Genomic DNA, 25754 nt, shown 5'->3' on the forward strand with positions numbered 1-25754 from the left:
AGTCGCTGAAGTTGTTTCCAGCGAAGCCTTCGATTATGCACTGTTTTTTCAAACCGCGTCAACTTTCGAAGACTTTCTTCACCACCCACAACCAGCACTCCTGAGAGCACCAGTCGCTTCGAAAACCAGAGGTATTCAGCAGCGAAGCCTGCCAGTGTATGTCATTTTGGGTGCCGCAGCCAACACGAGATGAAAAGAATCTGCAGTGCGACCGCCCCACTGGCTTGTAGCGCCGCCAGGCATCGCCTGATCTCCCAGCATTCTCCCCAAGAGCCGCACTCACGCCACACGCACCTCCTTATATATTGAGATAGAAGGACACGCGTCCTCCCAGGCGCCATGGAGCAACCCCCTAACGCCTCCATCGATAGCAGAGACATCCGCCAACCGCATCACCTCAGCCCCCAACGAAAAATGCCCGTCAGACATACGTCTGACGGGCATTCAACGCAACTCAACTGCAGCCGAGCGCTTCAGCGCCCGGCTCAGCCTTGCTTAGTAGTAACGCGAGCTGTTCATGCGACGCATCGCTTCGTACAGCGTGGGCATGCGCACTTCTTGCGAACGACGGTTCATGCGGGCCAGGGCGTCGACCTTGGCGACGGCTTCAACCGATGCGACGTCGTCCGACTGCTGGCGCCAGACTGCAGCTTGCAGCTCTTGCATGATGCGCGGGTCGCTCTGGGCAGTCGCCAGGAAGCGGGCGTCTGCACGCGCTTCAGCACGGCGTTCTGCAGCTTCGCGCCACAGGGTGGCGAGGCTGCTCTTGCGCACCGAGCCCACGAAAAGCGCGAACAAGGCGATGGCGGCGACACAGAACACGGTCCATGCGGCGAGCAGCGCGCCTTCGTCCCAATTGGAGACGATCTTGTCGGCGACCACGAGCACGGCGGCCGCGAGGGCCAGCACGAACAGTGCGATCAGCGGACGGGCGCCATGGGCACCGGCACGGGCGGCCTGGATCTGGCCGAAGAGAACTTCGGCGCGACGGACGCCGGGATGTTCGGTGGGTTGGTCAACGTGGACAAAGCTGGTCATGATGCATCCCTCCTAGGGATAAGTGGTAATCAGTGGTGGCGAACAAGGCCGATGGGTCGATATTAGGGATTACCCCAGTGTTTGGCCACTTTATCTTTCTGATGCTTATCATTCACATCGCTGATGGATGTCAATTTCCGCACATTCGACCTAAACCTGCTTCGCGTCTTCGATGAGGTGATGGCGGAGCGCAACCTCACGCGCGCCGCACGCAACCTCGCAATCACCCAGCCGGCCGTGAGCAACTCGCTGCGCCGCCTGCGCGAGCTGCTGGGCGACGAGCTGGTGCGGCGTTCCGGTGCGGGCGTCGAGCCCACGCCGCGGGCGCAAGCCCTCTGGCCGACCGTGCGCGACGCCTTGCGCCAGCTGCAGCACACGCTGGCACCGGGTGAATTCGATGCCGGCACAGCCGACACGACCTTCCTGCTGGCCATGGCCGATGCCACGGCCGCCGAACTGATGCCGGGGCTGGTGAAGATCGCAGAAGAAGAAGCGCCCGCCATTTCACTGCGCGTGCTGCCGCTGACCACGCGCGACCCGCGCCGCATGCTGGAGCACGAAGAGGTCGACATGGCGGTTGGCTACTTTCCGGCGGTGATCGCAAGCCTGGCCGCGCGCGGCCAGTCGGGGGTGGGGGTGCCGTTCGAGACCCAGCGGCTCTACCTGGGCCAATATGTATGTGTGATGCGGCGCGGCCATCCGCTGGCGGGGGCGCCGTTGACGCTCGACAGCTACTGCGCGGCGCGTCACCTGCTGGTGAGTTTTTCGGGCCGGCCCTATGGCTTCATCGACCAGACGCTGGGCGCCATGGGGCGCGAGCGGCGGATCGCGGTGACGGTGAACCAGTTCTTCACCGCCGGGCGCGTGGTCGCCAACTCGGACCTGCTGGCGGTGCTGCCGCGCCACTTCGTGAGCGTGACCGGCATCGAGGAGCAACTGGTGGTGCACGACCTGCCGTTCGACCAGCCGCCAGTGCACGTGGATGCCATCTGGCATCGGCGCGCCCAGCACGGGCATTCCCACGAGTGGCTGCGAACGGCGCTGTTGCGCTCGGCGGCCGCGGCGTTCGCGGGTTCGGTTCATGGACAGGCGTGACCTGCCTTTTGAACCAAGGTGCTCCGCACGGGGCGGCGCGGGTCGGTCAGTTACCTGACGACGCTGAGCCAGGCGGAAGCCGCAGCACGCAGCTCTTGCGCGTGGTGCGCGCCACGGCCGGCACGGCTGTCGGCGCTTTCCATCAGCGCAGCGGCGTGGCTGGGGGTCTGAGTCGGCGACGAACGGAAGAAACGGGCCACTTGGGCAAGAAGACTGAACATGACGGTACGCGGCTTGTGGCTGCGACAGAGTTGATTAACGATGGATGTAGATTAAGGGTAATCCCTAGTAAAGCAAGCCCCACGTTATGCATCTCACGCATAGTGCGATTCACCTAGACTGATCCGACGATGAAGTTGCAACTGCTCTCCGACCTGCACCTGGAATCCCACCCGAGCTTTCATGCCGACCCCATTCCGGGCGCCGACCTGCTGGTGCTCGGGGGCGATATCGGCTCTTATCAAGAAGGCTCCCGCCTGACCGATACCGACTTCGGCCTGGGCCGCTTCTCGCCGCGCAACGGCTGGCCGACGCCGGTGGTCTACGTGCCGGGCAACCACGAATACGACAACCTCGATTTCGACGCCACGCATGCGCGCCTGCGTGCGCTGTGTGACGAACTCGGCATCCTGTGGCTCGAGCGCGAGACGCTGGTCATCGAGGGCATCCGCTTCATCGGCACCACGCTGTGGGCCGACTTCGACGCGCTGGTCGAGCCCCGCGACGGCCTCGCCGAAGCGCTCAAGAAGCGCGGCAAGGCGATGCGCGCGGCCGACTTCTACCTCGAGAAAATGGCCGGAACGCGAAACGGATTGCCCTTCATGGCGGCCGAAATGCGAGAGCAAGCGCTCACCTGCCAGGCTTGGCTGCGCGACGCGCTGGCCCAGCCTTTCGACGGCACGACGGTGGCCATCACCCATTTCGCGCCCAGCCTCGCGAGCGCCGATCCCCGCTACGGGCTCACGCCCGGCACCGCGGGTTTCTGCAATTCGCTCGACGAGCTGCTGCCGCACGCGCAACTGTGGCTGCATGGCCACCTGCATTGCCCGTTCGACTATGTGAAGGACGGCTGCCGCGTGGTCGCCAATCCGCTGGGCTACCGCAGCAACGGCGAACAAGAGGGCTACCAGCCCCAGTTGCTGATCGAGGTCCGCTGACCGGCCGCAGCGCCCGTCAGGCGCTGCGCCCCTTCGCCACAAGGCGGATGCCCGGCATGAGTTCGGCCGCGAGTTCGGGCCGTTCGAGCGCGTAGTCGAGGTTCATGCGCGCGATCTCGACGTGCTCTTCGCCGAGCGCCTGCGCGCGCGAGCCCTGGCCGCGCTCGATCGCCTGCACCATCGCGTGGTGCGTGCGGTGCGCCTGCCGCATCCACTGCTGGCCCTCTTCCATCGACGACTGCATGGGCAGCATCGCGCTGGGCGCAGCAAAGGGCTGGCCGCCGAGCATGTCCATCACGCGCTTGAGCGCGAGGTTGCCGCAGCCTTCGAGGATCAGCTTGTGGAAGCGGTCGTTCATCTCGACGTACGCGGCGTAGTCGTCGATCTCCATGCTGGGCTTGTTGACGGCGCGGTCGCCCTCTTCCAGGCAGTCTTTCAAGTCGCGCAGCAACTGGCGCGAAACGCCGTCTTCCGCCAGCAGGCGCGCGGCAAAGCCTTCGATCACGCCGCGCACGCGGATCGCGTCGGCCACTTCCTGCGAGGTGAAGCGGCGCATCTGGTAGCCGCCGCTGGGCGACTGCTCGATCAGGCCTTCGTGCTCGAGGCTGGCCAGCGCCAGGCGCACCGGCGTGCGCGAGGCCCCGAGCTTCTCGGCCAGCGGGATCTCGGCCAGCCGCTCTCCGGGCACGAATTCGCCCTTGAGGATCAGGTCGCGCAGTTGCACGAGCACGCGGGATTGTTGGGAGTCCATCGGGAGGCGCCAGGGCAGCAGGGAGAGGGATGAATGGGCGGATTCTAGGAGAACCGCCCGCCGCTGCACGCAGCATAGCCAAACGGGCGCGTTTGTTGCATGCAGTGCAAACAGATGTGTGTCAAAAACCCACAATCACCTCAGAGTTAACCCTATATATAGCGCCTCACAGCCCCAAAACAGGGCAAGCAAGTCGATGAAAGTTTGACCTTTGTCAAAAATCACCAAGACAATGCATACAACTGCATGCAATGCCTGCAGACCTTCTGACAAAGACCTCTCGATGGAGCCCGCACGATGATCAGCGCCGAGCAAAACGATTTCATCACCCGCGTCGGACCCGGCGCACCCGCCGGCAAGCTGCTGCGCCGCTACTGGCAGCCGGTGGCCCTGGCCGACGAACTGGCGGGCCCGCGCCCGGTCAAGCCCGTGAAGCTCATGGGCCAGGACTTCGTGCTGTTCCGCGACGAGAGCGGCCAGCTCGGCATGCTCGACCGCGACTGCCCGCACCGCGGCGCCGACCTCGCCTTCGGGCGGCTCGAAAACGGCGGCATCCGCTGCGCCTTCCACGGCTGGCTGTTCGACGCCAAGGGCAACTGCCTGGAAACCCCGGCCGAGCCCGCCACCAGCAAGCTGTGCAGCCGCATCAAGCAGTCGGCCTACCCGGTGGTGGAGAAGGCCGGCGTGGTCTTCGCGTACATCGGCGAGGGCGAGCCCCCGGCTTTTCCCGACTTCGACTGCTTCGTCGCGCCCGACACCCACACCTTCGCGTTCAAGGGCCTGTTCGAATGCAACTGGTTGCAGGCGCTCGAAGTGGGCATCGACCCTGCGCACGCCTCGTACCTGCACCGCTTCTTCGAGGACGAAGACACGTCGGAAAGCTACGGCAAGCAGTTCCGCGGCGCCTCGGCCGACTCCGACATGCCCATCACCAAGGTGCTGCGCGAGTACGACCGCCCCGACATCAGCGTCGAACCCACCGACTACGGCTTCCGCCTCAAGGCGCTGCGCAAGCTCTCCGAAGACACCACCCACGTGCGCGTGACCAACGTGGTGTTCCCGCAGGCCTTCGTGATCCCGATGAGCGCCGAGATGACCATCTCGCAATGGCACGTGCCCGTGGACGACACGCACTGCTATTGGTATGCCGTGTTCACCAGCTTCACCGGCCCGGTCGACAAGCAGCAGATGCGCGACCAGCGCCTGAAGCTGTACGAGCTGCCCGACTACACCTCGCGCAAGAACAAGCGCAACAACTACGGCTTCAGCATCGAAGAACAGCTGACCGAAACCTACACCGGCATGGGCGACGACATCAACGTGCACGACCAGTGGGCGGTGGAGTCGCAGGGCGCCATCCAGGACCGCACGCGCGAGCACCTGGGCAGCACCGACAAGGGCATCATTGCCTACCGCCGCGTGCTCGTGAAAGCCATCGAGGCCACGCTCGCAGGCGAAAGCGCGCCGATGCTCATCGATGCCGCGCAGGCCAGCGCCATGACCGGCCCGCCGTCGATCGACGGCATCGGCAAGGTCGTCGATGAAGCCGCCACCGAGGCCTACTGGCAGGACGCCGACCGCGCGCGCCGCCTGAAGTCCGACTGGGCGTCCGCACGCCTGGCCGCCACTGCTGCCTGAGCACACGCCATGAACAGCCACACCTTCGTCGACCGCTTCGGTCTCTGGTCGGCCGACCAGCATGCGCAGGCGCGCGAACTCGTGCGCCGCATCGACAGCGACGAGGTGGACACCGTCCGCTTCGCCTGGCCCGACCAGCACGGCCTGCTGCGCGGCAAGACCCTGGTCGCGAGCGAGGCGCGCTCGGCCCTGTGGGAGGGCGTGAACCTCACCTCCACCTTGCTGGCCAAGGACACCTCGCACAAGACCGTGTTCCCCGTGTTCACGCAGGGCGGCGGCTTTGCCATCGAGGGCCTGCAGGGCGGCGCCGACTTCACCATCGTGGCCGACCCCGCCACCTTCAAGGTGCTGCCCTGGGCACCGCGCACCGGCTGGATCTTGTGCGACGCCTACATGGCCGACGGCCGGCCCTGCCCCTTCGCCACGCGGCAGATCCTGCAACGCGCGGTGGCGCAGCTCGACGAGCTGGGGCTGGACTTCATCGCCGGCCTCGAAGTCGAGTTCCACGTCTTCAAGCTCGAGGACGCGCGCATGGGCCTGGCCGACTCGGGCCAGCCCGGCGAACCGCCGCGCGTGTCGCTGCTGTCGCACGGCCACCAGTACCTGACCGAGCTGCGCTACGACCGCGTCGACGGCCTCATGGAACTGCTGCGCTCGCAGCTCGTGGCGCTCGGCCTGCCGCTGCGCTCGCTCGAGATCGAGTTCGGTCCGAGCCAGTTCGAGCTCACCTTCGGCCCCACGGCCGGAGTGACGCCCGCCGACACCATGGTGCTGCTGCGCAGTGCCATCAAGCAGATCTGCCAGCGCGCCGGCCTGCACGCCACCTTCATGTGCCGCCCGAAGATCCCGAACGTGATGTCCAGCGGCTGGCACCTGCACCAGTCGCTGCGCCGCAAGAGCGATGGCATGAATGCCTTCATGCCCGAGCCCGGCGGGCGCGACCTCAGCGAGATCGGCATGCACTACCTCGGCGGCCTGAAGGCGCACGCCTGCGGCGCCGCGGCACTGGCCAGCCCGACGATCAACGGCTACCGGCGCTACCGCCCCTTCTCGCTGGCGCCTGACCGCGCGATCTGGGCCCGCGACAACCGCGGCGCAATGCTGCGCGTGCTCGGCGGCCCGGGCCAGAACGCCTCGCGCATCGAGAACCGCGTGGGCGAGCCGACGGCCAACCCGTACCTGTACCTCGCGTCGCAGCTGTTCTCGGGCCTGGACGGCATCCGCCACCAGACCGACGCGGGTCCTTCGGCCGATGCGCCGTACGAAACGCCGGCCGAGCAACTGCCGCGATCGTTGAGCGACGCCCTCGCCTGCCTGCGCAAAGACGACATGCTGAATGCGCAGATGGGCAAGGTCTTCGTCGACTACCTGTGCCACATCAAGGAAGCGGAAATCGCCCGCTTCAACCTCGAAGTCTCGGAGTGGGAACACCGCGAGTACTTCGACATGTTCTGAACCCCATGCCCACGATCCACTACATCCTCAAGGACGGCACCACGCGCGAGGTCGACGCCAAGGTCGGCGCCAGCGTGATGGAGACCGCCATCCGCGGCAACGTGCGCGGCATCGACGCCGAGTGCGGCGGCTGCTGCTCGTGTGCGACCTGCCACGTCTACGTCGACGACGCATTCCTCGAACTGCTGCCGCCGCCCGACGACATGGAAAGCGCGCTGCTCGATGCCGTCGCGTCCGAGCGCCGGCCCGGTTCGCGCCTGAGTTGCCAGCTCAGCGTGAGCGCCGCCCTCGATGGCCTCACGGTGCGTGTGCCCGATACACAGGTCTGACCAGCGCGTCGGGCATCATCGCCCGCTGCCAAACATCCGGTTACAAGCCAGCGGCGCCCGCGCGGCGCATTCCACTCCCACAGAAAGGCGTTTTTTCATGACGACGACGATGACCAAGCGAACCCTCCTCTCGACCCTGCTGCTCGCCGGTTTCGGCATCGCGGGTGCGGCCCAGGCACAGACCACCGAGCCGCTGCGCATCGGCCTCATCGCGACCTACTCCGGCCCCTACGCCGACTACGGCCGCCAGTTCGACGCCGGCATCGCGCTCTATCTGAAGGAGCACGGCGGCAAGGTGGGCGGGCGCACCGTCGAGATCATCAAGAAGGACACCGCCGGCCCCGCGCCCGACGCCGCCAAGCGCATCGCGCAGGAACTCGTCGTGCGCGACAAGGTGGGCATCCTCACCGGCCTGGACTTCAGCCCCAACGCCTACGCCGTGGGCGCCATCGCCACGCAGGCCAAGATTCCCACGCTGGTGATGAACGCCGCCTCTTCGGCCATCACCACCAGCTCGCCCTATGTGGCGCGCCTGTCGTTCACCGTGCAGCAGGTCACCGACCCGATGGCGCGCTACATGCTCAAGCAGGGCGTGAAGGACGCCTACACCGTGGTCGCCGACTACGCCTCGGGCGTCGATGCCGAGACCGCATTCAAGAAGGCCTTCACCGCCGGTGGCGGCAAGGTCTCGGGCGAAGTGCGCACGCCGATGAACAACCCCGACTTCTCGGCCTACGTGCAGCGCATCAAGGACGCCAAGCCCCAGGCCGTGTTCTTCTTCTTCCCCTCGGGCGTGATGCCGCCGGCCTTCCTCAAGGTGTGGAAGGAGCGCGGCATGGAACAGGCCGGCATCAAGCTCTTCGCCACGGGCGAAGCCACCGACGACAGCTACCTGGACGCCACCGGCGACGTGGCGCTGGGCCTGGTCACCAGCCACCACTACTCGTTCGCGCACAACTCGCCCAAGAACCAGAAGTTCGTGAAGGACTTCGCCGCCGACAACGGCACCAAGCTGCGCCCGAGCTACTTCGCCGTGACCGCCTACGACACCATGGCCGCCATCGACCTCGCACTGGCCAAGACCAAGGGCGACACCGCCGGCGACAAGTTCATGGACGCGCTCAAGGGCCTGAGCTTCGAGAGCCCGCGCGGCCCGATCGAGATCGACGCCGCCACGCGCGACATCGTGCAGACCGTCTACATCCGCAAGACCGAGCGCGCCAACGGCCAGCTGGTGAACGTGGAGTTCGACAAGTTCGAGCGCGTCAAGGACCCGGCCAAGGAAGCCGCCGCCGCCAAGTAAGCCAACGCCAGCCAACGCCAGTACGCAGCAGCAGCAAGCAGGAAATTCATGGGTATCGTGATCTTCGACGGGGTGGCCTACGGCATGCTCCTGTTTCTCATCGGCGTGGGCCTGTCCATCACGATGGGACTCATGAATTTCGTCAACCTCGCGCACGGCAGTTTCGCGATGGTGGGCGGCTACGCGGCCAGCGTGCTCATGAACCAGTGGGGCCTGGGCTTCGGGCTCTCGCTGGTGGCGGCCTTCGTGGCCGCGGCGCTGGTGGGCGCGGTGCTGGAGTTCGTGTTCTACCGGCGGCTGTACCGCGCGCACCCGCTGGACCAGGTGCTGCTGTCGATCGGCGTGGTGTTCGTCTCGATCGCCGCGTTCACCTACTTCTTCGGCCCGACGATGCAGCCCTTCACGCTGCCGAAGGCGCTCGAGGGCCAGGTGTCGTTGCTCGGCCTCGAGGTGGGCCGCTACCGCCTGTTCCTGATCGGCTGCGGCGTGGCCGTGCTGGTCGCGCTGCTGCTGGGCCTGGGCAAGACGCGCTACGGCGCCATGGTGCGCGCCGCGGTCGACAACCAGCGCGTGGCGGGCGGCACGGGCATCCACGTGCAGCGCCTGTTCTTTCTCACCTTCTCGCTGGGCTGCGGCCTGGCGGGCCTGGGCGGCGCGCTGAGCCTGGGCATGCTGGGGCTGGAGCCGTCGTTCCCGCTCAAGTACCTCGTCTACTTCCTGATGGTGGTGTGCGTGGGCGGTGCGGGCACCGTCACCGGCCCCTTCATTGCGGCGCTGCTGGTCGGCATCGTCGACGTGGCGGGCAAGTACTACCTGCCTGAAACCGGCGCCTTTCTCATCTACGTGTTCATGATCGTCATGCTGCTGGTGCGCCCGAACGGCATCGTCGCCAAGAAGGGGCTCGCATGAAGCCGCTGAGCCTCTCTCCCGCGCAACTGCGCGTGGCCGAAATCGCCTTCTGGCTCGCGCTCGCCTCGAGCTTCTTCCTGTTGCCCGACAAGCTCACGCTGATGAGCCAGATCATGATCTTCGGGCTCTTTGCCGTGTCGCTCGACATGGCGCTGGGCTACGCGGGCATCCTCACCGTGGGCCACGCCGCCTTCTTCGGCGCGGGCGCCTACGCGGCTGGCCTGCTGGCCAAATACGGCTGGAGCGAGCCCTTCAGCGGCCTGGTGTTCGCGCTCGCCGTGTGCGCCCTGCTGGGCTACGTGCTGAGCTACCTCGTGGTGCGCGGCGCCGACCTCACGCGGCTGATGATCACCATCGGCGTGTGCGTGCTGCTGTTCGAGCTGGCCAACCGGCTCTCGGGCATCACGGGCGGCACCGACGGCCTGCAGGGCGTGGTCATCGCGCCCGTGCTCGGCCTGTTCGACTTCGACCTCTACGGCAAGACCGCGTTCGGCTACGCCTTCGGCGTGGTGCTCGCGATGTTCCTGCTCGTGCGGCTGGTGCTGCGCTCGCCCTTCGGCCTGGCGCTGCGCGGCATCCACGACAGCCGCAAGCGCATGACGGCCATCGGCTCGCCGGTGGAAGCGCGGCTGCGCATGGCCTACGCGATGTCGGCCGCGGTGGCCGGCGTGGCGGGCGCATTGCTGGCGCAGACCACGCAGTTCGTCGGCATCGAATCGATCAGCTTCAACCGCTCGGCCGAAGTGCTGATCATCCTCGTGCTCGGCGGCACCGGGCGGCTGTACGGCGGCCTCATCGGCGCCATCGTCTACATGCTGGTGCACGACTGGTTCGCCGACATGAACCCGCAGTACTGGATGTTCTGGCTCGGCATCTTCCTGATCGCGGCCGTCATGCTGGGACGCGGTGGGATCATGGGCGCGCTCTCGCGCGTGGTGCGCACGGGGAAGGCGCGATGAGTTCCATCATCACGAACACCACCACGCACGCCCTGCGCACGCAGAACCTGGGCATCCGCTTCGGTGCCTTCCAGGCCGTGAGCGACGTCAACCTGTCGATCGAGCCCGGTGCGCGGCAGGCGCTGATCGGCCCCAACGGCGCCGGCAAGACCACGCTCATCAACCTGCTCACGGGCGTGTTCAAGCCCACCAGCGGATCGATCCGCCTGGGCGATCGCGACATCACGCGCCTGCCCGGCGACAAGCGCGCCCGCATGGGGCTGGCGCGCACCTTCCAGATCAACACGCTGTTCCCCAGCCTCACGCCGCTGTTGTCGGTGGTGCTCGCCATCAGCGAGCGCGAAGGGCTGGGCGCCACCTGGTGGCGGCCGCTCAAGGGCTGCACCGCCGTGTTCGACGAGGCGCATGCGCTGCTCGCCACGCTGAAGCTCGACGCCCTGGCCGACGTGCCCGTGGCCGAGCTGGCCTACGGCAAGCAGCGGCTGCTCGAGATTGCGCTGGCGCTCGCCGCCAAGCCCCGCATCCTGCTGCTCGACGAGCCCGCCGCCGGCGTGCCGGAGGACGAGAGCGGCGAACTCTTCGAAGCCATCGCGGCGCTGCCGGCCGACATCAGCGTGCTCTTCATCGAGCACGACATGAAGCTCGTGTTCCGCTTTGCGCGCCGCATCTCGGTGCTGGTGGGCGGACGCATCCTCACCGAAGGCACGCCCGCCGAGATCGGCGCCGACCCGCGCGTGCGCGAGGTCTACCTGGGAAGCTCGCACCACCATGGCTGACACCGACACCGCCGCACTCGCCTTCGACCGCGTCACCGCCGGCTACGGCAACGCCGTGGTCCTCGACCGCCTCGACTTCTCGCTGCGGCCCGGCGAAAGCCTGGCCATCCTCGGGCGCAACGGCGTGGGCAAGACCACGCTGCTCGAAACGCTGATGGGCAACACCCGCGTGATGCAGGGCGCGATCCGCTGGCAGGGCGCCGACATCACGCGCTGGCCCTCGCACCAGCGCGTGCGCGCGGGGCTGGGCTGGGTGCCGCAGGAGCGCGAGGTGTTCCCGTCGCTCACGGTGGAAGAAAACCTCACGGTGATCGCCCGCCCCGGCAGCTGGACCTTGCAGCGCGTCTACGAATTCTTTCCACGCTTGCGCGAGCGGCGCGGCAACTACGGCAACCAGCTCTCGGGCGGCGAGCAGCAGATGCTGGCCATCGGCCGCGCGCTCATGACCAACCCGAAGCTGCTGCTGCTCGACGAGCCGATGGAAGGCCTCGCGCCGATCATCGTGGAAGAGCTGGCGGCAGCCATCCGGCGCCTGTGCGAATCGGAAGGCCTGGCCTCGATCGTGGTGGAGCAGCACCCGGTGCTGGCGCTCGACATGACGCACCAAGCGATCGTGCTGGAGCGCGGCACCGTCGTGCATGCGGGCCCGAGCGCGGCGCTCGCGGCCGACAAAGACTTGCTCGAAGGTTTGCTGGGCGTCGGCATCGCCGAGGCGCCGGCCGGCTGAACCGTCAGACCAGCAGGCCGATCCGCCGGGCGCCGGCGAAGAAACGCCACGACGCCACCCCTGCGGCGATCAGGCTCACGCCCCACGACAGCCACAGGCAGGTGTAGAGGATGAAGGCCAGGCCGATGTCCACCACGCGCGCGAGGAAGGTCGTGTCCTGCCCGAACAGCACGTGGGTGCCCAGGCCCCACCACACGAGGTACGGCAGCACGGCCAGGCACAGGCCGTAGACGAGGCTGGCCGCCAGCGGGCCGAGGTGCTCGCGCAGCACCGCCCATCGCACGAGGAAGAACAGGGCCAGGTCCATCAGCACCAGGGCCAGCAGGCCGAGGCCCAGGATGAGTTCGAGGGTCATGGCCGCACTGTAAGCACGCTGACCGAGAAAGGTGCCGCGCTGGCGCCGGCGTACCGGCAGGCGCTACCGCGCGCCGCAGCGCGCAGTACGCACCGCCGGCATCAGCTCAGCATCTGCCCGCGGCTGCCGATCACGGCCACGTCCACGAACTGGCCGCCTTCGCGGTTCGAGCGGCCGTAGTTGATCTTCACGCCGCCGAGGTCGAAGTTCTCGATGCTCGCCATGCCGCCGAGCACGGCGGCGCGCGTCGGCGAAGGACCGGCGCGGCGCAGGCCTTCGGCCAGCACGGCGGCGTTCATGTAGCCCTCCAGGCTGGTGAGCGAGAAGTCCTTGGTGCCGTTGGCCACCATGTCGGCCTGGTAGCGGCGCACGATCTCGAACTTGGTCGAGTACGGCGACGGCACCACGATCACGAAGCCCAGGCCGCGTGCCAGGTCGCCCATGGCCGACAGCGCGCTGGCCGTGATCGACAGGCCGTAGGCCGAGCTGCTGTTGCCCGCGCCGCGCAGCGCCTTCAAAAACACCGGCGCCGTGCCGGCCAGGCCGACCACCACCACCTGCGGCTTGGCCTTGGCGATGGCCTCGGCGGCCGGGCCCACTTCCATGCTCGTGGTGTTGGGCGTGGTGGCGATCACCGCCGGCTCCAGCTTGGCCTTGGCCAGCGCGTTCTTGAACGCCGCCAGCACCGACTGACCCAGCGGGTCGTTCGAATGCACAAGGCCGATGCGGGTCTGGCCCAGCACGGCGGCCGTGCTCACCAGCTTGTCGACCTCCTGGTCGTAGTTGGCGCGCACCCAGAAGGTGTTGGGCGAGGTCTTCTTGCGCAGCGCGATGGTGCCGGTGATCGGGCCGACCACGGCCATGCCGGGCACCGCGTCCATCACCTCGGCCGTCTGGCGCGTGCCCAGCGGGTGCACCAGCGCGAGCACCGAGCTGTCTTTTTCGAAAGCCAGCGCGTTGGCCTTGGCCACGTCGGGCTTGAAGGTGTCGTCGGCCATCACGAGCTCGACCTTGCTGCCGTGCAGGCCGCCGGCCTTGTTCAGCGCGTTGAAGAACGCGCTGGAGCCCTGGTACAGCCCCTGGCCGTTGGCCTTTTCCACGCTGCTGTTGTCGAAGGTCGTCCCGATGCGGATCGCACGGTTCTGCGCGAACGCCGGAAATCCCAGCCCGACGCCGGCCGCGGCGGCCGTCGTGGCGGCCAGCCCGGAAAGGGCGCGGCGGCGGCTGGTGGAAAGCGGCGCGGTCGACTCGCGCGGCACGGGGACGGTCATGATCAAAGCCTCCAATAGTCGGTGACAAAAGTTCACATTTCAAACAGAAATGTAACGCACCTCACTGGATCGGTCATGACAAACCCTAAAGCAGCTCCTCGCCCACGATGGGCAACAACAGCCAGTTCTTGAAGCGCAGCCAGAGGAATTCGCCCGGTTCGTCCTCATGCACGATGTCGGCGCCGGCGTCGTCGTATTCGAGCCACTGCACGCGCCGCCCGCCCGGCGCGAGCCGCAGCCGGTAGCCCAGGTTGACGCGCTCGCCGTTCATGAGCTTGTCGTAGTCCTGCACCAGCCGCGGGCTGTCGATGACCAGCCCCATCTCGGTGTTGACGGCGGCCGAGCGGTGGTCGAGGTTCATCGAGCCGACGAAGAAGCGCTGGTCGTCCACGATGGCCAGCTTGGCGTGCAGCCGGCTGATCGACTTGCCGAAATCGCCGAAGCGCCCCGACCGCCCGGAGAGCGTGGGCGCGATCTCGTAGATGGTCACGCCGATCTTCAGCATGTCGGCGCGGTAGCGCTCGTAGCCCGCATAGGCCAGCGGCTCGTCGGTGGCGCCCAGCGAGTTGGTGATGACCGTGATGCGCCCGCCGCGCTCGATGGCCGTCTTCATCATCGCCATGCCGCGCGCGCCCGGAATGAAGTACGGCGAGCCGATCTTCACCTCGTGCTTGGCCGCCTGGATCACGCCGAGCGCGCCCTCGGTCACGCTGCCGCCGTAGGCCGCCTCGGCCTTGCGCGTGATCTTGTCGGGGTCGTCCACGAACAGTGTGGCCGGCGCCCAGTAGCGGTCGATGCGGCCCGTGGTGAGCTGCTCGCCGACCGGCGACTTGCCCAGCACGTCGCGCGGCTGTATCGGCACGTCGGGCACGGCCGCGCGCGCCAGGGCGTCGAAGCGCCGCTGGGCTTCTTCGAGCGGCAGGCGCTGCGGCACGATGCGCTCGATGGGCCAGGCGTGGTCGCTGTTCCAGTAGCGGTCGAAACCCTCGGACATGCGGCGCACGATCGGCCCGCTGGAGAGCACGTCCATGTCGATGAAGTTCGCCGCCGTGCTGCGCATGAAGTACTCGTTGGCGATGTTGCGTCCGCCCGAGACCGCGAAGCTGTTGTCGGCCACCAGCAGCTTGTTGTGCATGCGGTGGTTGATGCGGCCGAAGTCGCCCAGCGAGAACAGCAGCCGCGCAGGCAGCGAGCTGGCGCGCGAAGGCAGCGGGTTGAACAACCGCACCTCGATGTTCGGAAAGGCCGAGAGCGTGCTGAACACCTCGTCCTCGCCGCCCGTGTAAAGGTCGTCCACCAGCAGCCGCACGCGCACGCCACGCGCGGCGGCCTCGCGCAGCTCCTTGAGGAACAGCAGGCCGACGTCGTCGTTGCTGATCAGGTAGTACTGCACGTCGAGCGACTTCTCGGCGTGCCGCGCCAGCGAGATGCGCGCGTCGAACGCGAACGCCGCCTCGGGCAGCAACCGGAAGCCCGACAGCGGCACCGCGCTGCCCTGCGGCGCGTCCTTGGCGGCCAGCCGGCCCAGGTCGGTGTCGGCCACGTCGGTGATCGCGCCCGTGAGCACCGGGTGCGGCTGCGGCGGCGGCAGGCTGGCGCAGCCCGCGAGCCAGGCGATGGCCAGCCCGCTCGACACCAGGGCGACGAAGCGACGGAGGCGGGACAGGGCGGTGGCCATGGGTCGCACTGTAGCGCCGCAGCGCTCGGCCGGGGCGGCATGCCGCCCTATGATCAACGGCACATACAGCAGCCAACGAAAAGAAGGAAAAAACGCGTGCTCAATGGGTTGTGGCTGGGGTTCTTCGGGATGGCGGCGCTGGCAGCGCTGGGACGCTGGCTCGTCGGCGGCGACCCGACCGTGTTCGCGGCGCTGGTCGAAAGCCTGTTCACCATGGCGCGGCTGGCCGTCGAGGTGATGGTGCTGCTGTTCGGCACGCTCACGCTGTGGCTGGGCTTCCTGCGCATCGCCGAAGCCGCCGGCCTCGTCGGCTGGCTCGCGCGCCTGCTCGGGCCGCTGTTCCGGCGCCTGATGCCGGGCGTGCCGGCCGGGCACCCGGCGCTCGGACTCATCACGATGAACTTCGCGGCCAATGCGCTGGGGCTGGACAACGCCGCCACCCCCATCGGCCTGAAGGCCATGCGCGAGCTGCAGCGCCTGAACCCCGACCCCGTGACGGCGACCAACGCGCAGATCCTGTTCCTGGTGCTGAACGCCTCGTCACTGGCCTTGCTGCCCGTCACCATCTTCATGTACCGGGCGCAGCAGGGCGCCAGCGACCCGACGCTGGTGTTCCTGCCGATCCTGCTGGCCACGAGCGCCTCGACGCTGGTGGGCCTGCTCACGGTGGCGGTCGCGCAGCGCCTGCGGCTGTGGGACCCGGTGGTGCTGGCCTACCTGGTGCCGGGCGCGCTGCTGCTGGGCGGCTTCATGGCGCTCCTGGGCACGCTGTCGGCGGCGGCGATCGCCTCGCTGTCGTCGCTGCTGGGCAACCTCACGCTGTTCAGCGTGATCATCGTGTTCCTGGCGGCCGGCGCGATCCGGCGCATCAAGGTTTACGAGGCCTTTGTCGAGGGCGCGAAGGAAGGCTTCGACATCGCGAAGAACCTGCTGCCGTACCTCGTCGCGATGCTGTGCGCGGTGGGCGTGCTGCGCGCCTCGGGCGCCCTCGACTTCGCGCTCGACGGTCTGCGCTGGCTGGTGCAGGCGGGCGGCTGGGACGCACGCTTTGTCGACGCCATGCCGACGGCGCTCGTCAAACCCTTCTCGGGCAGCGCGGCCCGCGCGATGCTCATCGAGACCATGAAGACCCAGGGCGTCGACAGCTTCCCCGCACTCGTCGCCGCCACCATCCAGGGCAGCACCGAGACCACGTTCTACGTGCTGGCGGTGTACTTCGGCGCGGTCGGCATCCAGCGCGCGCGGCATGCGGTGGCGTGCGCGCTGCTGGCCGAACTGGCGGGGGTGGTGGCGGCCATTGCGGTCTGCTACTGGTTCTTCGGGTAGTTCGCAGTCATTCAGGGCGACGCGGTCGTTGATCGGGCCAGCACAACGAGAGCGCCCTGCGTGCTCAGGACACTGGGTGCTTCCCGCAGCGAAATCAAGGGGGAGGCCGCAGGCCGGAGGACATTCGCGGAGGGAAGTACCCGGTGGCCTGTGCACGCGCCCTGAACAACTACTTGCGCGGCTCCACCACCGGAAACATCAGATCGAAGTTGTCGAGCATCCCGAACAGCTCCCCGAGCTTCGCGCGGTTCCCATCGATCTTCACCTGCCCCGACTGCACGGCCTCGGGAAATGTCGTCTGCTTCAAGGTGATCGCATCGAGCGTCGCCCGGCTCAGCGTGACGGTAGCGTCCGCCCCACTCGCCTGCTGGTTCTTCACGTGCGTGAGCGCCGAGTTCTCCAGGGTCAGCACGAACTTCTGGTTCGAATCGGTGAAGTTCCAGTTGACCACCATCGTCTTGCCTTCGGCCTTGGCCGCGTCGAGCCGCACGCCGAGGTAGTCGAAGAACAGCTCGTTGCTCACCGCCTTCAGCGTGTCGCCGTTCGCGCTGCTGCCGCCCGGGATCTTCGGCACGCCGTTGCGCAGTTCCATCGCGCCCACCAGGTAGGCGCTGCGCCAGGTGCCCGCCTCCGACTGGTAGCCGAGTTGTTCGAGCGCGTCGGCACCGAGTTCGCGTGCCGCGCGGTTCGCCGGGTCGGCGTACACCACCTGGCTCATCGCGCTCGCCACCCAGCGGTACTCGCCCTTCTTGAAATCGTCGCGGGCGCGCGCCACCACCGCATCGGCGCCGCCCATGTACTCGACCGTCTTCTTCGCTTGCGCCACCGGCGGCAGCGGGTTCAGGTTGGCCGGGTTCGCGTCGTACCAGCCCAGGTACTTCTGATAGACCGCCTTCGCGTTGTGGCGCAGCGTGCCGTAGTAGCCGCGCGTGGACCATTCCTGCTCCAGGCTCGCGGGCATGCGCAGCGTCTCGGCGATCTCGGGTGCCGTGTAGCCGTGGTTCAGCAGCCGCAGCGACTGGTCGTTGATGAACTTGTACATGTCGCGCTGCTTCTTCAGCAGGTCGACGATGCGCGCACGCCCCGTGGTCGGCCAGTGGTGCTGCGCGATGAGCACGTCGGTCTTGTCGCCGAAGGCCACGCGGGCCTCGTCGATGTACCTGGCCCACAGGTTGCCGTCGCGCACTTCGGCGCCGCGGATCGTGTACAGGTTGTGCATGTTGTGCGTCACGTCCTCGGCCATGTTGAGCACGCGGAACTGCGGCATGTACATGAGCACTTCGGACGGCGCCTCCGAGCCCGGCACCAGCTGGAACACGATCTGCACGCCGTCGATGGTGCGCTCCTCGGTGGACTTCTCGATGGTCGAGGTGGGCGCGATCAGCGTCACGCTGCCGCGCGCCAGCGCCTTGCCCAGGCCCGTGTCGACCTGCCCGCGCGCACCCGGCGGCAGCAGCGTGCCGAACTGGTACTGCGAGCGCCGGTTCATCGCGTTGCCCGCGAGGATGTTCTCGGCCACCGCCGATTCCATGAAGCCCGAAGGCGCGATCACCTGCACCTTGCCCGCCGCCACGTCGGCCTCGCTGACCACGCCCTTCACGCCGCCGAAGTGGTCGGCGTGGCCGTGCGTGTAGATCACCGTGCCGACCGGCTTCTTCGGGCGGTGCTGGTAGTACAGCTCGAGCGCGGCGCGCGCCGTCTCGGCGGCCAGCAGCGGGTCGATCACGATCAGCGAGGTGTCGCCTTCGACGATGGTGATGTTCGCCAGGTCGAAGCCGCGCACCTGGTAGACCCGGTCGGTCACCTTGAACAGGCCGTGAATCGCATTGAGCTGCGCCTGCCGCCACAGGCTCGGGTTGACCGTGTCGGCCGCCTCGTTCGCCTTCAGGAAGTCGTAGGGCTTCATGTTCCAGACCGGGCGCGGGCCGCTGCCGGTCACCAGCGCGTCGGGCACGGTGCCGATGAAGCCGCGCATCGCGTCCTCGAAATCCTGCTTGTTGGCAAACGGCAGCGCCTTCGCCATGTCGGCGTTGGCCTTCAGCGTGACGGACTCGGCCGCCTTGGGCGCCACCACCGGTTGCGCCATGGCGGTGAAGGCACAGGCCCAGGCGACGAGGGCCAGGGAGAAACGGGTAGGCACGGAAGCAATGCGGGTCATCGATGTCTCGGGGTTGTTGTCTGTCGAACGACGGGGCACGGGGAAGCCGTGGCCGATTCTCGGAAGCACCCAACCCCTTGGCAAATGCAAAATGTGATCTTGCTTTTGAACCAAAACGCAAAATGCAGCTGCGCCACCTCCAGCACCTGATCGCCCTCGCCGAGCAAGGCAGCTTCGGGCGTGCCGCGCAGGCCGTGCACCTGTCGCAACCCGCGCTGTCGCGCAGCATCGACGCGCTCGAACAGGCACTGAAAGCCCGCCTCATCGATCGCGCCTACGGCACCGTGCGCTTCACGCAGGCCGGCGAGCTGGTGCTGGCGCGCGCCCGCGAGCTGGTCGCCGACGCGCGGCAGATCCAGCGCGAGGTGCAGCAGCTCGAAGGCCTCACGCTCGGCAGCCTCGACGTGGGCCTGGGCCCGTTCGCGGCCGGCCTGCTCGGGCGCGCGGCGCTGTCGCTCATGACGCAGCGCCACCCGCAGCTGCTGATGCGCATGGAGGTGGCCGACACCGTCACGCTCTGCGAACGGCTGCACAAGCGCCAGATCGACCTGTTCATCGCCGACACCCGCGACCTGAAGAAACCGTCGGGCCTGAAGCTCGTGCGGCTGCCCAACGTGCCGGTGTCCTTCTTCGTGCGGCCCAGGCACCCGCTGCTGAAGCAGCCGGCGCCGCTCACGCTCGAGCAGCTCATGGACTACCCCGTGGCCGGCCCGCACCTGCCCAGCGAGGTGGCCGCGTATTTCGACCGGCAGATCCGCCGCACCGACCGCGGCGTGTTCAACGTGACCTGCGACGACGCCGACACGCTGCGCCACCTCGCGCTGACCGCGCACGCCGTGATCCTCGCGCCCCACGCGCCCGGCCTCACGCCCGAGACCGCCGCGCTCGCGCCGCTGGCGGTGACGGGCCTGTCGCGCATGCGCACCCACTACAGCCTGGTGACGCTGGCGGGCCGCACGCCCACGGCCGCCACCACCGTCTATACCCGGCTGGTGACCGAGTTGCTCGGCCCTGCCAAGCAGCCCGCCAAAGCCTGAGCCAAAATGGCCGCTCCTTTGCCGCTCACCGCCTTGCCGTCCGTTCTCCCGTGACCACCTCCCGCCGGGCCCAGCCCCCCACCTTCTCGCCCGGCGAATTTCGCAAGGCACTCGGCATGTTCGCCACCGGCGTGACCATCGTCACCGCGCGCGCGGCCGACGGCAGCCTGGTCGGCCTCACGGCCAACTCGTTCAACTCGGTGTCGCTCGCACCGCCGCTGGTGCTGTGGAGCCTGGCACGCGCGGCCGCGTCGATGTCCGCGCTGCGCGCCGGCTCGCACTACGCGGTCAACATCCTGGCCGCCAACCAGAAGACGCTGGCGGAGCGCTTCGCCACCAAGAACATCGACCGCTGGGCCGACGTGGCCTACACCGAAGGCCTGGGCGGCGCGCCGGTGCTGCAGGGTGCGGCGGCGAGCTTCGAGTGCTTCAACCGCAGCCGCTACGACGAAGGCGACCACGTGATCTTCGTGGGCGAGGTGGAGCGCTGCATGCACGACCCCGACGCGTCGCCGCTGCTGTTCCACGGCGGGCGCTTCTACACAGAGCACCCGTTGTGAACCGCCCCGCGCTGCTGGCCGTCCTGCTGCTCGCCGCGCGGATTGCCACGGCGCAGGGCACGCCCGAGCCGACATCGCCATCGCTGCGGCAGAACTGGTTCGACGACCCCTTCTTCCAGGTCGCCGCGGGCCTGCCGGCCTGCCCCATGCCGCAGGGCCCTTACTACACCGCCGAGGAACGCCGCGCGCAGACCCACTCGCGGCTGGAGCGCGGCACCAGCTGCTGGCTCGCCGGCAAGTGCACCGACAGCAACGCCTACCGCTACGACAAGCCGCTCGCGCCCAAGGTGCGCGCCGCGCTGCTCGCGGTGCCGGGCGTGCGCCGCAGCAGCGTGTGGGTCACGGTGCAGCGCCGCTGGGTCTACCTGCAGGGTTGCGTGCCCGATGTCGCCCTGGCCCGGAAGCTCGAACGCGCGGCGCGCACCGTGCCCGACGTCGAGACCGTGGTGCCCGACCTGATGGTGGGCACGCGCGGCAAGCCGCCCTACCCGCTGGCCGGGCACTGAGCGACGTCGCACGGCGTTGGCGCCGTCGCGATACGATCATCGGATGAATTCGGCGGCCGTCCGCCGTCTTTGCCGCCCGTGCCGCCACCGATTGACCGCGAATGATCCAGCGCAAGACCCACCTCGACTCCCTGGCCATCGGCCTGCTCATCGTCTGCTGCGCGTTCTGGGGCCTGCAGCAGATCCTCATCAAGACCACCGTGACCGAGGTGCCGCCGTTGTGGCAGGCCACGGTGCGCATGGTCGGCGCGGTGGCGCTCCTGTGGCTGTGGTGCGCGGTGCGGCGCGTGCCGCTGTTCGAGCGCGACGGCACGCTGTGGCCCGGGCTGCTGGCCGGCCTGCTGTTCGCGGGCGAGTTCGCCGGCATCTACCTGGGGCTGCAGCACACCAGCGCTTCGCGGCTCACCGTGTTCCTCTACACCGCGCCCTTCTGGGTCTCGCTGCTGCTGCCGCGCTGGGTGCCGGCGGAGCGGCTGCGCGGCTTCCAGTGGCTGGGCCTGTTCATCGCCTTCGCGGGCGTGGTGCTGGCCTTCAGCGAGGGCTTCGGCCACATGAGTTCGTCGCAGCTCATCGGCGACGGCATGGCGCTGGCGGCCGGCATGCTCTGGGGCCTGACCACGCTCACGCTGCGCACCACGCGCCTGGCCACGGCCAGCGCGGAAAAAACGCTGTTCTACCAAGTGGCCGTGACCGCCGCCGTGTGCCCCCTGCTGTCGCTCGCGCTGGGCGAGACCTGGGGCTTCTCGTACTCCGCCTGGGCCTGGACCTCCATCGGCCTGCAGACGGTGGTCGGCGCCTTTGCGAGCTACCTCACGTGGATGTGGCTGCTGCGGCACTACCCGGCCACGCAGATGTCGTCCTTCACCTTTCTCACGCCGCTGTTCGCGCTGATCTTCGGCGTGGCGCTGCTGAAGGAGCCGCTCACGCTGCAGCTGGTGGTGGCGCTGATCGGCGTGGCGCTGGGCATCGTGCTGGTGAACCGGCGGCCTGCGGTACAACGCTCGGCATGAGCACGAAGACCCCGACCCGATTCCAGCCCGTCCTCGACGAGATCGTCGCCACCCTGCGCCTGCAGCTCGGCCAGGACGGCACCGTGGCCCGCTACATCCCGGCGCTGGCGCGCGTCGATGCGCGGCAGTTCGGCATCGCGCTGCGCACCTGCGACGGCGAAGAAGCCGGCGCGGGCGACTTCGAAACCCCCTTCTCGATCCAGAGCGTGTCCAAGCTCTTCACGCTCACGCTCGCCATGCAGCGCATGGGCGATGCGCTGTGGGAGCGCATCGGACGCGAGCCCTCGGGCAACCCCTTCAACTCGCTGGTGCAGCTGGAGAACGAGCAAGGCAAGCCACGCAACCCCTTCATCAATGCCGGCGCCATCGCGGTGGCCGACCGGCTCGTGAGCCAGGCCAAAGCCAAGGGCGGCAGCGCCAAGACCGACATCCTCGCGCTCATGAGCAGCCTGTGCGGCGAGCGCATCGACTTCGACGGCGAGGTGGCGCAGTCGGAGGCCGACACGGGCTTTCGCAACGTCGCGCTGGCCAACTTCATGAAGAGCTTCGGCAAGATCGACAACGACGTGGCCGAGGTGCTCGACACCTACTTTCACCAGTGCGCGCTGCGCATGAGCTGCCGCCAGCTCGCGCGCGCCGCCGCCTTCCTGTGCCGCGACGGCGCGCACCCGATCGCCGGCGAACCCGAGGTCACGGGCGAACGGCAGACGCGCCGCATCAACTCTCTGATGCTCACCTGCGGCACCTACGACGCGGCCGGCGACGTGGCCTTTTCGATCGGCCTGCCCTGCAAGAGCGGCGTGGGCGGCGGCATCGTCGCCGTGGTGCCCGACAAGCTCACGCTGTGCGTGTGGTCGCCGGCGCTCGATGCGACCGGCAACTCGCTGCTGGGCATGAAGGCGCTGGAGATGTTCGTGGCGCGCACCGGCCTGTCGGTGTTCTGACCTGCGGTCAGGCCGCGACGGCCGCCGGCGCCACGGGCAGGCACCCCATGCCGTCGAGCGCAGCCTCCACCGCTGCTTCGAGCGGCGTGTGCGGCTCGCGCCCCAGAAAAGCCACCAGCTTCGCGTTGTCCATGCCCACGGGCGTGCGCCACAGGTAACGCATCTCGCGCAGTTCGCGAAAGGTCGCAACGAAGGGCGAGGCCAGCGTCAGCAGCCCCCACGCAAAGGCGCGCACGGGCACCTCGGCGCCGGTGCGGCGCGCCACCACGCTGCGGATGGCGGTGCTCATGCGCGTGCCGTCGGCGTCCCAATGCCCGGCCATGTGGAAGCGCGCGAAGGCCTCGAGCCGGTCACGCCGTGCCAGCAGCTCGACCATGGTGCGCGCCACGTCCGGCAGGTACGACCAGTGATGGCCGACGCCCGCATCGCCCGGGTAGCTCACCGCCCGCACCGGTTGCCCCGCCTTCACCAGCCCTTGCGAGAACCAGTTGTTGCCGGCCTTCGGTCCGAAGAAGTCACCGGCGCGCACGATCAGCACGCGCGCGCCCTCGCGGCTGGCTTGTTCAAGGCGCCTTTCCATCTCGACGCGGATCGCGCCCTTGGCCGTGAGCGGGCGCTGCGGCGAGTCTTCGGCCAGCAGCGGGAAGGCATCGGGGCCGAAGTTGTAGACCGTGCCGGGCAGCACGACGGTCGCGCCCTCGGCCTTCGCGGCGGCGAGGGTGCTGTCGAGCATCGGCAGCACCAGCTCCGACCAGCCGCGGTAGCCCGGCGGATTGACCGCATGCACGATGACCGAACAGCCCTTCGCGGCCCGCCGCACGGCCTGCGCGTCCATCGCGTCGCCGGCCAGCCAGGTGATGCCCTCGCGCTTTCCTTCGACCGCGCCGCGCTTCAGGGCGCGCACCTCCCAGCCCGCATCGCACAGCTGGCGGGCCACCTCGCCGCCGATGCCGCCCGTGGCGCCCAGCACCAGAACCGTGTTGTCGTTGCCTGCCATGAAATGGTCCAGAAGAGTGATCGATGGCTAATTCTGGGCACGATGGGGTTCGAATGGAATTGCCGAACATGCGCCATCGGCCATACATTTCTGTATGACCTGGAACATCAGCTGGGAGCTGTACCGCTCCTTCCTCGGCGTGCTGCGCGAGGGTTCGCTCTCGGGCGCGGCGCGCGCACTCGGCATCACGCAGCCCACCGTGGGGCGCCATGTGGCGGCGCTCGAAGAGGCGCTGGGCGTAGTGCTCTTCACACGCTCGCAGGTGGGCCTGCTGCCCACCGAAGTGGCGCTGGCGCTGCGCACGCATACCGAGGCCATGGAAAGCACCGCGGCCTCGCTGCAGCGCGCCGCCAGCAGCCAGGGCGACGGCGTGCGCGGCGTGGTGCGGGTGTCGGTCAGCGAGGTGGTCGCGGTGGAGGTGCTGCCGCCCGTCGTGGCGCGGCTGCGCGAAGCGCACCCGGCCCTGAAGGTCGAGCTGGTGGCTACCAACCGCGTGCAAGACCTGCTGCGGCGCGAGGCCGACATCGCCGTGCGCATGGTGCGGCCCCGGCAGGCGCAGCTGGTGGCGCGCCGCATCGGCCACATCGAGCTGGGCTTCCATGCGCACACCAGCTACCTCGCGCGCCACGGCACGCCGCGCACGCCCGACGACCTGGCGGCGCATGCGCTCATCGGCTACGACCAGCCCTCGGCCTTCGTGCGCGACGCGATCAAGTCACTCAAGTCGGCCACGGGCTTCACGCGCGACGCCTTTGCACTGCGCACCGACAGCGACCTCGCGCAGCTGGCGCTCATTCGCGCGGGTGCGGGCATCGGCGTGTGCCAGGTGGGTCTGGCGAAGCGCGACGCCGCGCTGGTGCGCCTGCTGCCGCGCGCGCTCTCGCTCAAGCTCGACACCTGGGTCACGATGCATGAAGACCTGCGCCACAGCCCGCGCTGCCGCGTGGCCTTCGATGCGCTGGTCGAGGGCTTGCAACAGTACGTTGGCGCGGCGGCGGCCCCCGCGCCGCGGGCGACAATGCCCCGCGCAAGACCCAAAGCTTCTCCCTGAATGACGACGACCGATTCCCCCGACCACCTCCCCCTGCAGGAACCCCGCCTCTGGCGCGACGACCTCTGGACTGCCCGCATCATCAAGAACGAGGAAGACGACGGCTGGGCCGTCGAGATGACCCGCCACGGCGACCCCGAGCCCGCGCTCGTCGGCCCCTGGACCATGGGCCGCGACAAGAAGAACCCCAAGCCGCTGGACACCCCCGCCTTCCACACGCTGGTGAAGACCGCCGCCGAGGTGATCCGCCGCCACGAGCAGCAGCTGCACGCCACGCTCAACAAGAGCGTGACGGTCACCGCGCGCAACGACCAGCGCATTCGCGTGGCCCTGTCGATCGTGCCCGACGAAGACAACCCCTCGGCCACGCTCACGGCGTACGACGATGCCGACGACTCGGAGCTGGCGAGCGTGAACGTGTCGCCCGCGTTCCGGCTCACGACGTCGAGCGCCACCGCGTGGATCGAGTCGGACTACGCACGCCCGCGCAGCTGACCGCCTCTGATTCACGCAGGCGCTGCGCGCGAATAGCACACGCGCCGCCCTTTCGCCAATTAGCGAAAAAGCGTATGTTCACGCCGGGGTGAGACGAGAAGAATCCGCCCCAACGAGCAATCGTTCCCAGTCATACGACGCCCGCTGCCAGTGCTGCCAGCGAGGTGTCGGGCAATAAAGCCCGAATCGGTTTCACCACCGGTTCGGGCTTTTTTGTTTTTTCGGTCGC

At 68.2% G+C, this 25754-nt stretch carries 26 protein-coding genes; 19 read left to right on the plus strand and 7 right to left on the minus strand.

Annotated elements, in window-relative coordinates; genetic code table 11:
• Positions 1-193, plus strand: a 193-nt coding sequence (locus AAG801_RS22710) for a hypothetical protein (protein ID WP_341890398.1), incomplete at its 5' end; no start/stop codon positions are given.
• A 302-nt stretch (positions 194-495) separates the two neighbouring features.
• On the opposite strand, the gene AAG801_RS22715 is transcribed toward AAG801_RS22710, so the two are convergent.
• A complete protein-coding gene (locus AAG801_RS22715; protein ID WP_101490539.1) occupies positions 496-1038 on the minus strand; it encodes a hypothetical protein in 543 nt (180 codons plus the stop codon).
• A gap of 123 nt (positions 1039-1161) precedes the next feature.
• Between AAG801_RS22715 and AAG801_RS22720 the strand changes: the two genes are divergently transcribed.
• Both AAG801_RS22720 and AAG801_RS22725 read left to right on the plus strand, forming a co-directional pair.
• The gene (locus AAG801_RS22720; protein WP_101490540.1) at positions 1162-2133 is read left to right on the plus strand and encodes a LysR family transcriptional regulator; all 972 of its coding nucleotides are present in this window, start codon (positions 1162-1164) and stop codon (positions 2131-2133) included.
• 350 nt (positions 2134-2483) lie between these two features.
• Entirely contained in the window at positions 2484-3290 is an 807-nt protein-coding gene (locus tag AAG801_RS22725; protein ID WP_341890399.1) for a metallophosphoesterase, read from the plus strand.
• Between the two features lie 16 nt (positions 3291-3306).
• Here the strand turns inward: AAG801_RS22725 and AAG801_RS22730 are convergent, their stop codons facing one another.
• Entirely contained in the window at positions 3307-4041 is a 735-nt protein-coding gene (locus AAG801_RS22730; RefSeq protein WP_153281234.1) for a GntR family transcriptional regulator, read from the minus strand.
• 297 nt (positions 4042-4338) lie between these two features.
• Between AAG801_RS22730 and AAG801_RS22735 the strand changes: the two genes are divergently transcribed.
• The 8 genes from AAG801_RS22735 (at position 4339) to AAG801_RS22770 (ending at position 12137) form a co-directional block, all read left to right on the plus strand.
• The gene (locus AAG801_RS22735) at positions 4339-5679 is read left to right on the plus strand and encodes an aromatic ring-hydroxylating dioxygenase subunit alpha (RefSeq protein WP_341890400.1); all 1341 of its coding nucleotides are present in this window, start codon (positions 4339-4341) and stop codon (positions 5677-5679) included.
• A 9-nt stretch (positions 5680-5688) separates the two neighbouring features.
• The gene (locus tag AAG801_RS22740; RefSeq protein WP_341890401.1) at positions 5689-7134 is read left to right on the plus strand and encodes a glutamine synthetase family protein; all 1446 of its coding nucleotides are present in this window, start codon (positions 5689-5691) and stop codon (positions 7132-7134) included.
• Between the two features lie 5 nt (positions 7135-7139).
• Positions 7140-7463 carry a 2Fe-2S iron-sulfur cluster-binding protein gene (locus AAG801_RS22745; RefSeq protein WP_062470484.1) on the plus strand — a complete coding sequence of 108 codons (324 nt, stop codon included), beginning with the start codon at positions 7140-7142 and terminating at the stop codon, positions 7461-7463.
• 97 nt (positions 7464-7560) lie between these two features.
• The gene (locus AAG801_RS22750; protein WP_341890402.1) at positions 7561-8766 is read left to right on the plus strand and encodes an ABC transporter substrate-binding protein; all 1206 of its coding nucleotides are present in this window, start codon (positions 7561-7563) and stop codon (positions 8764-8766) included.
• Positions 8767-8814: 48 nt separating this feature from the next.
• Positions 8815-9675 carry a branched-chain amino acid ABC transporter permease gene (locus AAG801_RS22755; protein WP_341890403.1) on the plus strand — a complete coding sequence of 287 codons (861 nt, stop codon included), beginning with the start codon at positions 8815-8817 and terminating at the stop codon, positions 9673-9675.
• The gene (locus AAG801_RS22760) at positions 9672-10634 is read left to right on the plus strand and encodes a branched-chain amino acid ABC transporter permease (protein WP_101490547.1); all 963 of its coding nucleotides are present in this window, start codon (positions 9672-9674) and stop codon (positions 10632-10634) included. The genes AAG801_RS22755 and AAG801_RS22760 overlap by 4 nt, the downstream gene beginning before the upstream one ends.
• Positions 10631-11410 (plus strand): ABC transporter ATP-binding protein, encoded by a 780-nt coding sequence (locus tag AAG801_RS22765; RefSeq protein WP_341890404.1) that lies wholly within the window; start codon positions 10631-10633, stop codon positions 11408-11410. The genes AAG801_RS22760 and AAG801_RS22765 overlap by 4 nt, the downstream gene beginning before the upstream one ends.
• Positions 11403-12137 (plus strand): ABC transporter ATP-binding protein, encoded by a 735-nt coding sequence (locus tag AAG801_RS22770; protein ID WP_341890405.1) that lies wholly within the window; start codon positions 11403-11405, stop codon positions 12135-12137. The genes AAG801_RS22765 and AAG801_RS22770 overlap by 8 nt, the downstream gene beginning before the upstream one ends.
• Before the next feature lie 4 nt (positions 12138-12141).
• Here AAG801_RS22770 and AAG801_RS22775 read toward each other — a convergent pair whose 3' ends face one another.
• From AAG801_RS22775 to AAG801_RS22785, 3 genes are all read right to left on the minus strand, one after another.
• Entirely contained in the window at positions 12142-12492 is a 351-nt protein-coding gene (locus AAG801_RS22775; protein WP_341890406.1) for a hypothetical protein, read from the minus strand.
• A gap of 101 nt (positions 12493-12593) precedes the next feature.
• Complete coding sequence (locus AAG801_RS22780) at positions 12594-13763, minus strand: ABC transporter substrate-binding protein (RefSeq protein ID WP_101490551.1); 1170 nt, start codon at positions 13761-13763, stop codon at positions 12594-12596.
• Positions 13764-13848: 85 nt separating this feature from the next.
• Positions 13849-15441 carry a phospholipase D family protein gene (locus AAG801_RS22785; RefSeq protein ID WP_341890407.1) on the minus strand — a complete coding sequence of 531 codons (1593 nt, stop codon included), beginning with the start codon at positions 15439-15441 and terminating at the stop codon, positions 13849-13851.
• Between the two features lie 96 nt (positions 15442-15537).
• On the opposite strand from AAG801_RS22785, the gene AAG801_RS22790 reads away from it, so the two are divergent.
• On the plus strand, positions 15538-16767 hold the full coding sequence (locus AAG801_RS22790) for a nucleoside recognition domain-containing protein (protein WP_341890408.1): 1230 nt from the start codon (positions 15538-15540) through the stop codon (positions 16765-16767).
• A 169-nt stretch (positions 16768-16936) separates the two neighbouring features.
• Here AAG801_RS22790 and AAG801_RS22795 read toward each other — a convergent pair whose 3' ends face one another.
• Positions 16937-18925 (minus strand): alkyl sulfatase dimerization domain-containing protein, encoded by a 1989-nt coding sequence (locus AAG801_RS22795; RefSeq protein WP_341890409.1) that lies wholly within the window; start codon positions 18923-18925, stop codon positions 16937-16939.
• Positions 18926-19047: 122 nt separating this feature from the next.
• Between AAG801_RS22795 and AAG801_RS22800 the strand changes: the two genes are divergently transcribed.
• The 5 genes from AAG801_RS22800 (at position 19048) to AAG801_RS22820 (ending at position 22982) form a co-directional block, all read left to right on the plus strand.
• On the plus strand, positions 19048-19962 hold the full coding sequence (locus AAG801_RS22800) for a LysR family transcriptional regulator (protein ID WP_341890410.1): 915 nt from the start codon (positions 19048-19050) through the stop codon (positions 19960-19962).
• Between the two features lie 50 nt (positions 19963-20012).
• On the plus strand, positions 20013-20522 hold the full coding sequence (locus AAG801_RS22805) for a flavin reductase family protein (RefSeq protein ID WP_101490556.1): 510 nt from the start codon (positions 20013-20015) through the stop codon (positions 20520-20522).
• Positions 20519-21028, plus strand: coding sequence for a BON domain-containing protein (locus AAG801_RS22810; protein ID WP_341890411.1), 510 nt, complete (start codon positions 20519-20521; stop codon positions 21026-21028). The genes AAG801_RS22805 and AAG801_RS22810 overlap by 4 nt, the downstream gene beginning before the upstream one ends.
• A gap of 101 nt (positions 21029-21129) precedes the next feature.
• Entirely contained in the window at positions 21130-22038 is a 909-nt protein-coding gene (locus AAG801_RS22815) for a DMT family transporter (protein WP_101490558.1), read from the plus strand.
• Positions 22035-22982 carry a glutaminase gene (locus AAG801_RS22820; RefSeq protein ID WP_341890412.1) on the plus strand — a complete coding sequence of 316 codons (948 nt, stop codon included), beginning with the start codon at positions 22035-22037 and terminating at the stop codon, positions 22980-22982. The genes AAG801_RS22815 and AAG801_RS22820 overlap by 4 nt, the downstream gene beginning before the upstream one ends.
• A gap of 7 nt (positions 22983-22989) precedes the next feature.
• Here AAG801_RS22820 and AAG801_RS22825 read toward each other — a convergent pair whose 3' ends face one another.
• Entirely contained in the window at positions 22990-23979 is a 990-nt protein-coding gene (locus tag AAG801_RS22825) for an NAD-dependent epimerase/dehydratase family protein (RefSeq protein ID WP_341890413.1), read from the minus strand.
• A 94-nt stretch (positions 23980-24073) separates the two neighbouring features.
• On the opposite strand from AAG801_RS22825, the gene AAG801_RS22830 reads away from it, so the two are divergent.
• On the plus strand, positions 24074-25030 hold the full coding sequence (locus tag AAG801_RS22830; RefSeq protein ID WP_341890414.1) for a LysR family transcriptional regulator: 957 nt from the start codon (positions 24074-24076) through the stop codon (positions 25028-25030).
• Positions 25031-25525 carry a hypothetical protein gene (locus tag AAG801_RS22835; protein ID WP_095948507.1) on the plus strand — a complete coding sequence of 165 codons (495 nt, stop codon included), beginning with the start codon at positions 25031-25033 and terminating at the stop codon, positions 25523-25525.
• The last annotated feature ends 229 nt before the right edge of the window (positions 25526-25754 follow it).

The organism is Variovorax sp. YR752, from assembly GCF_943372545.1.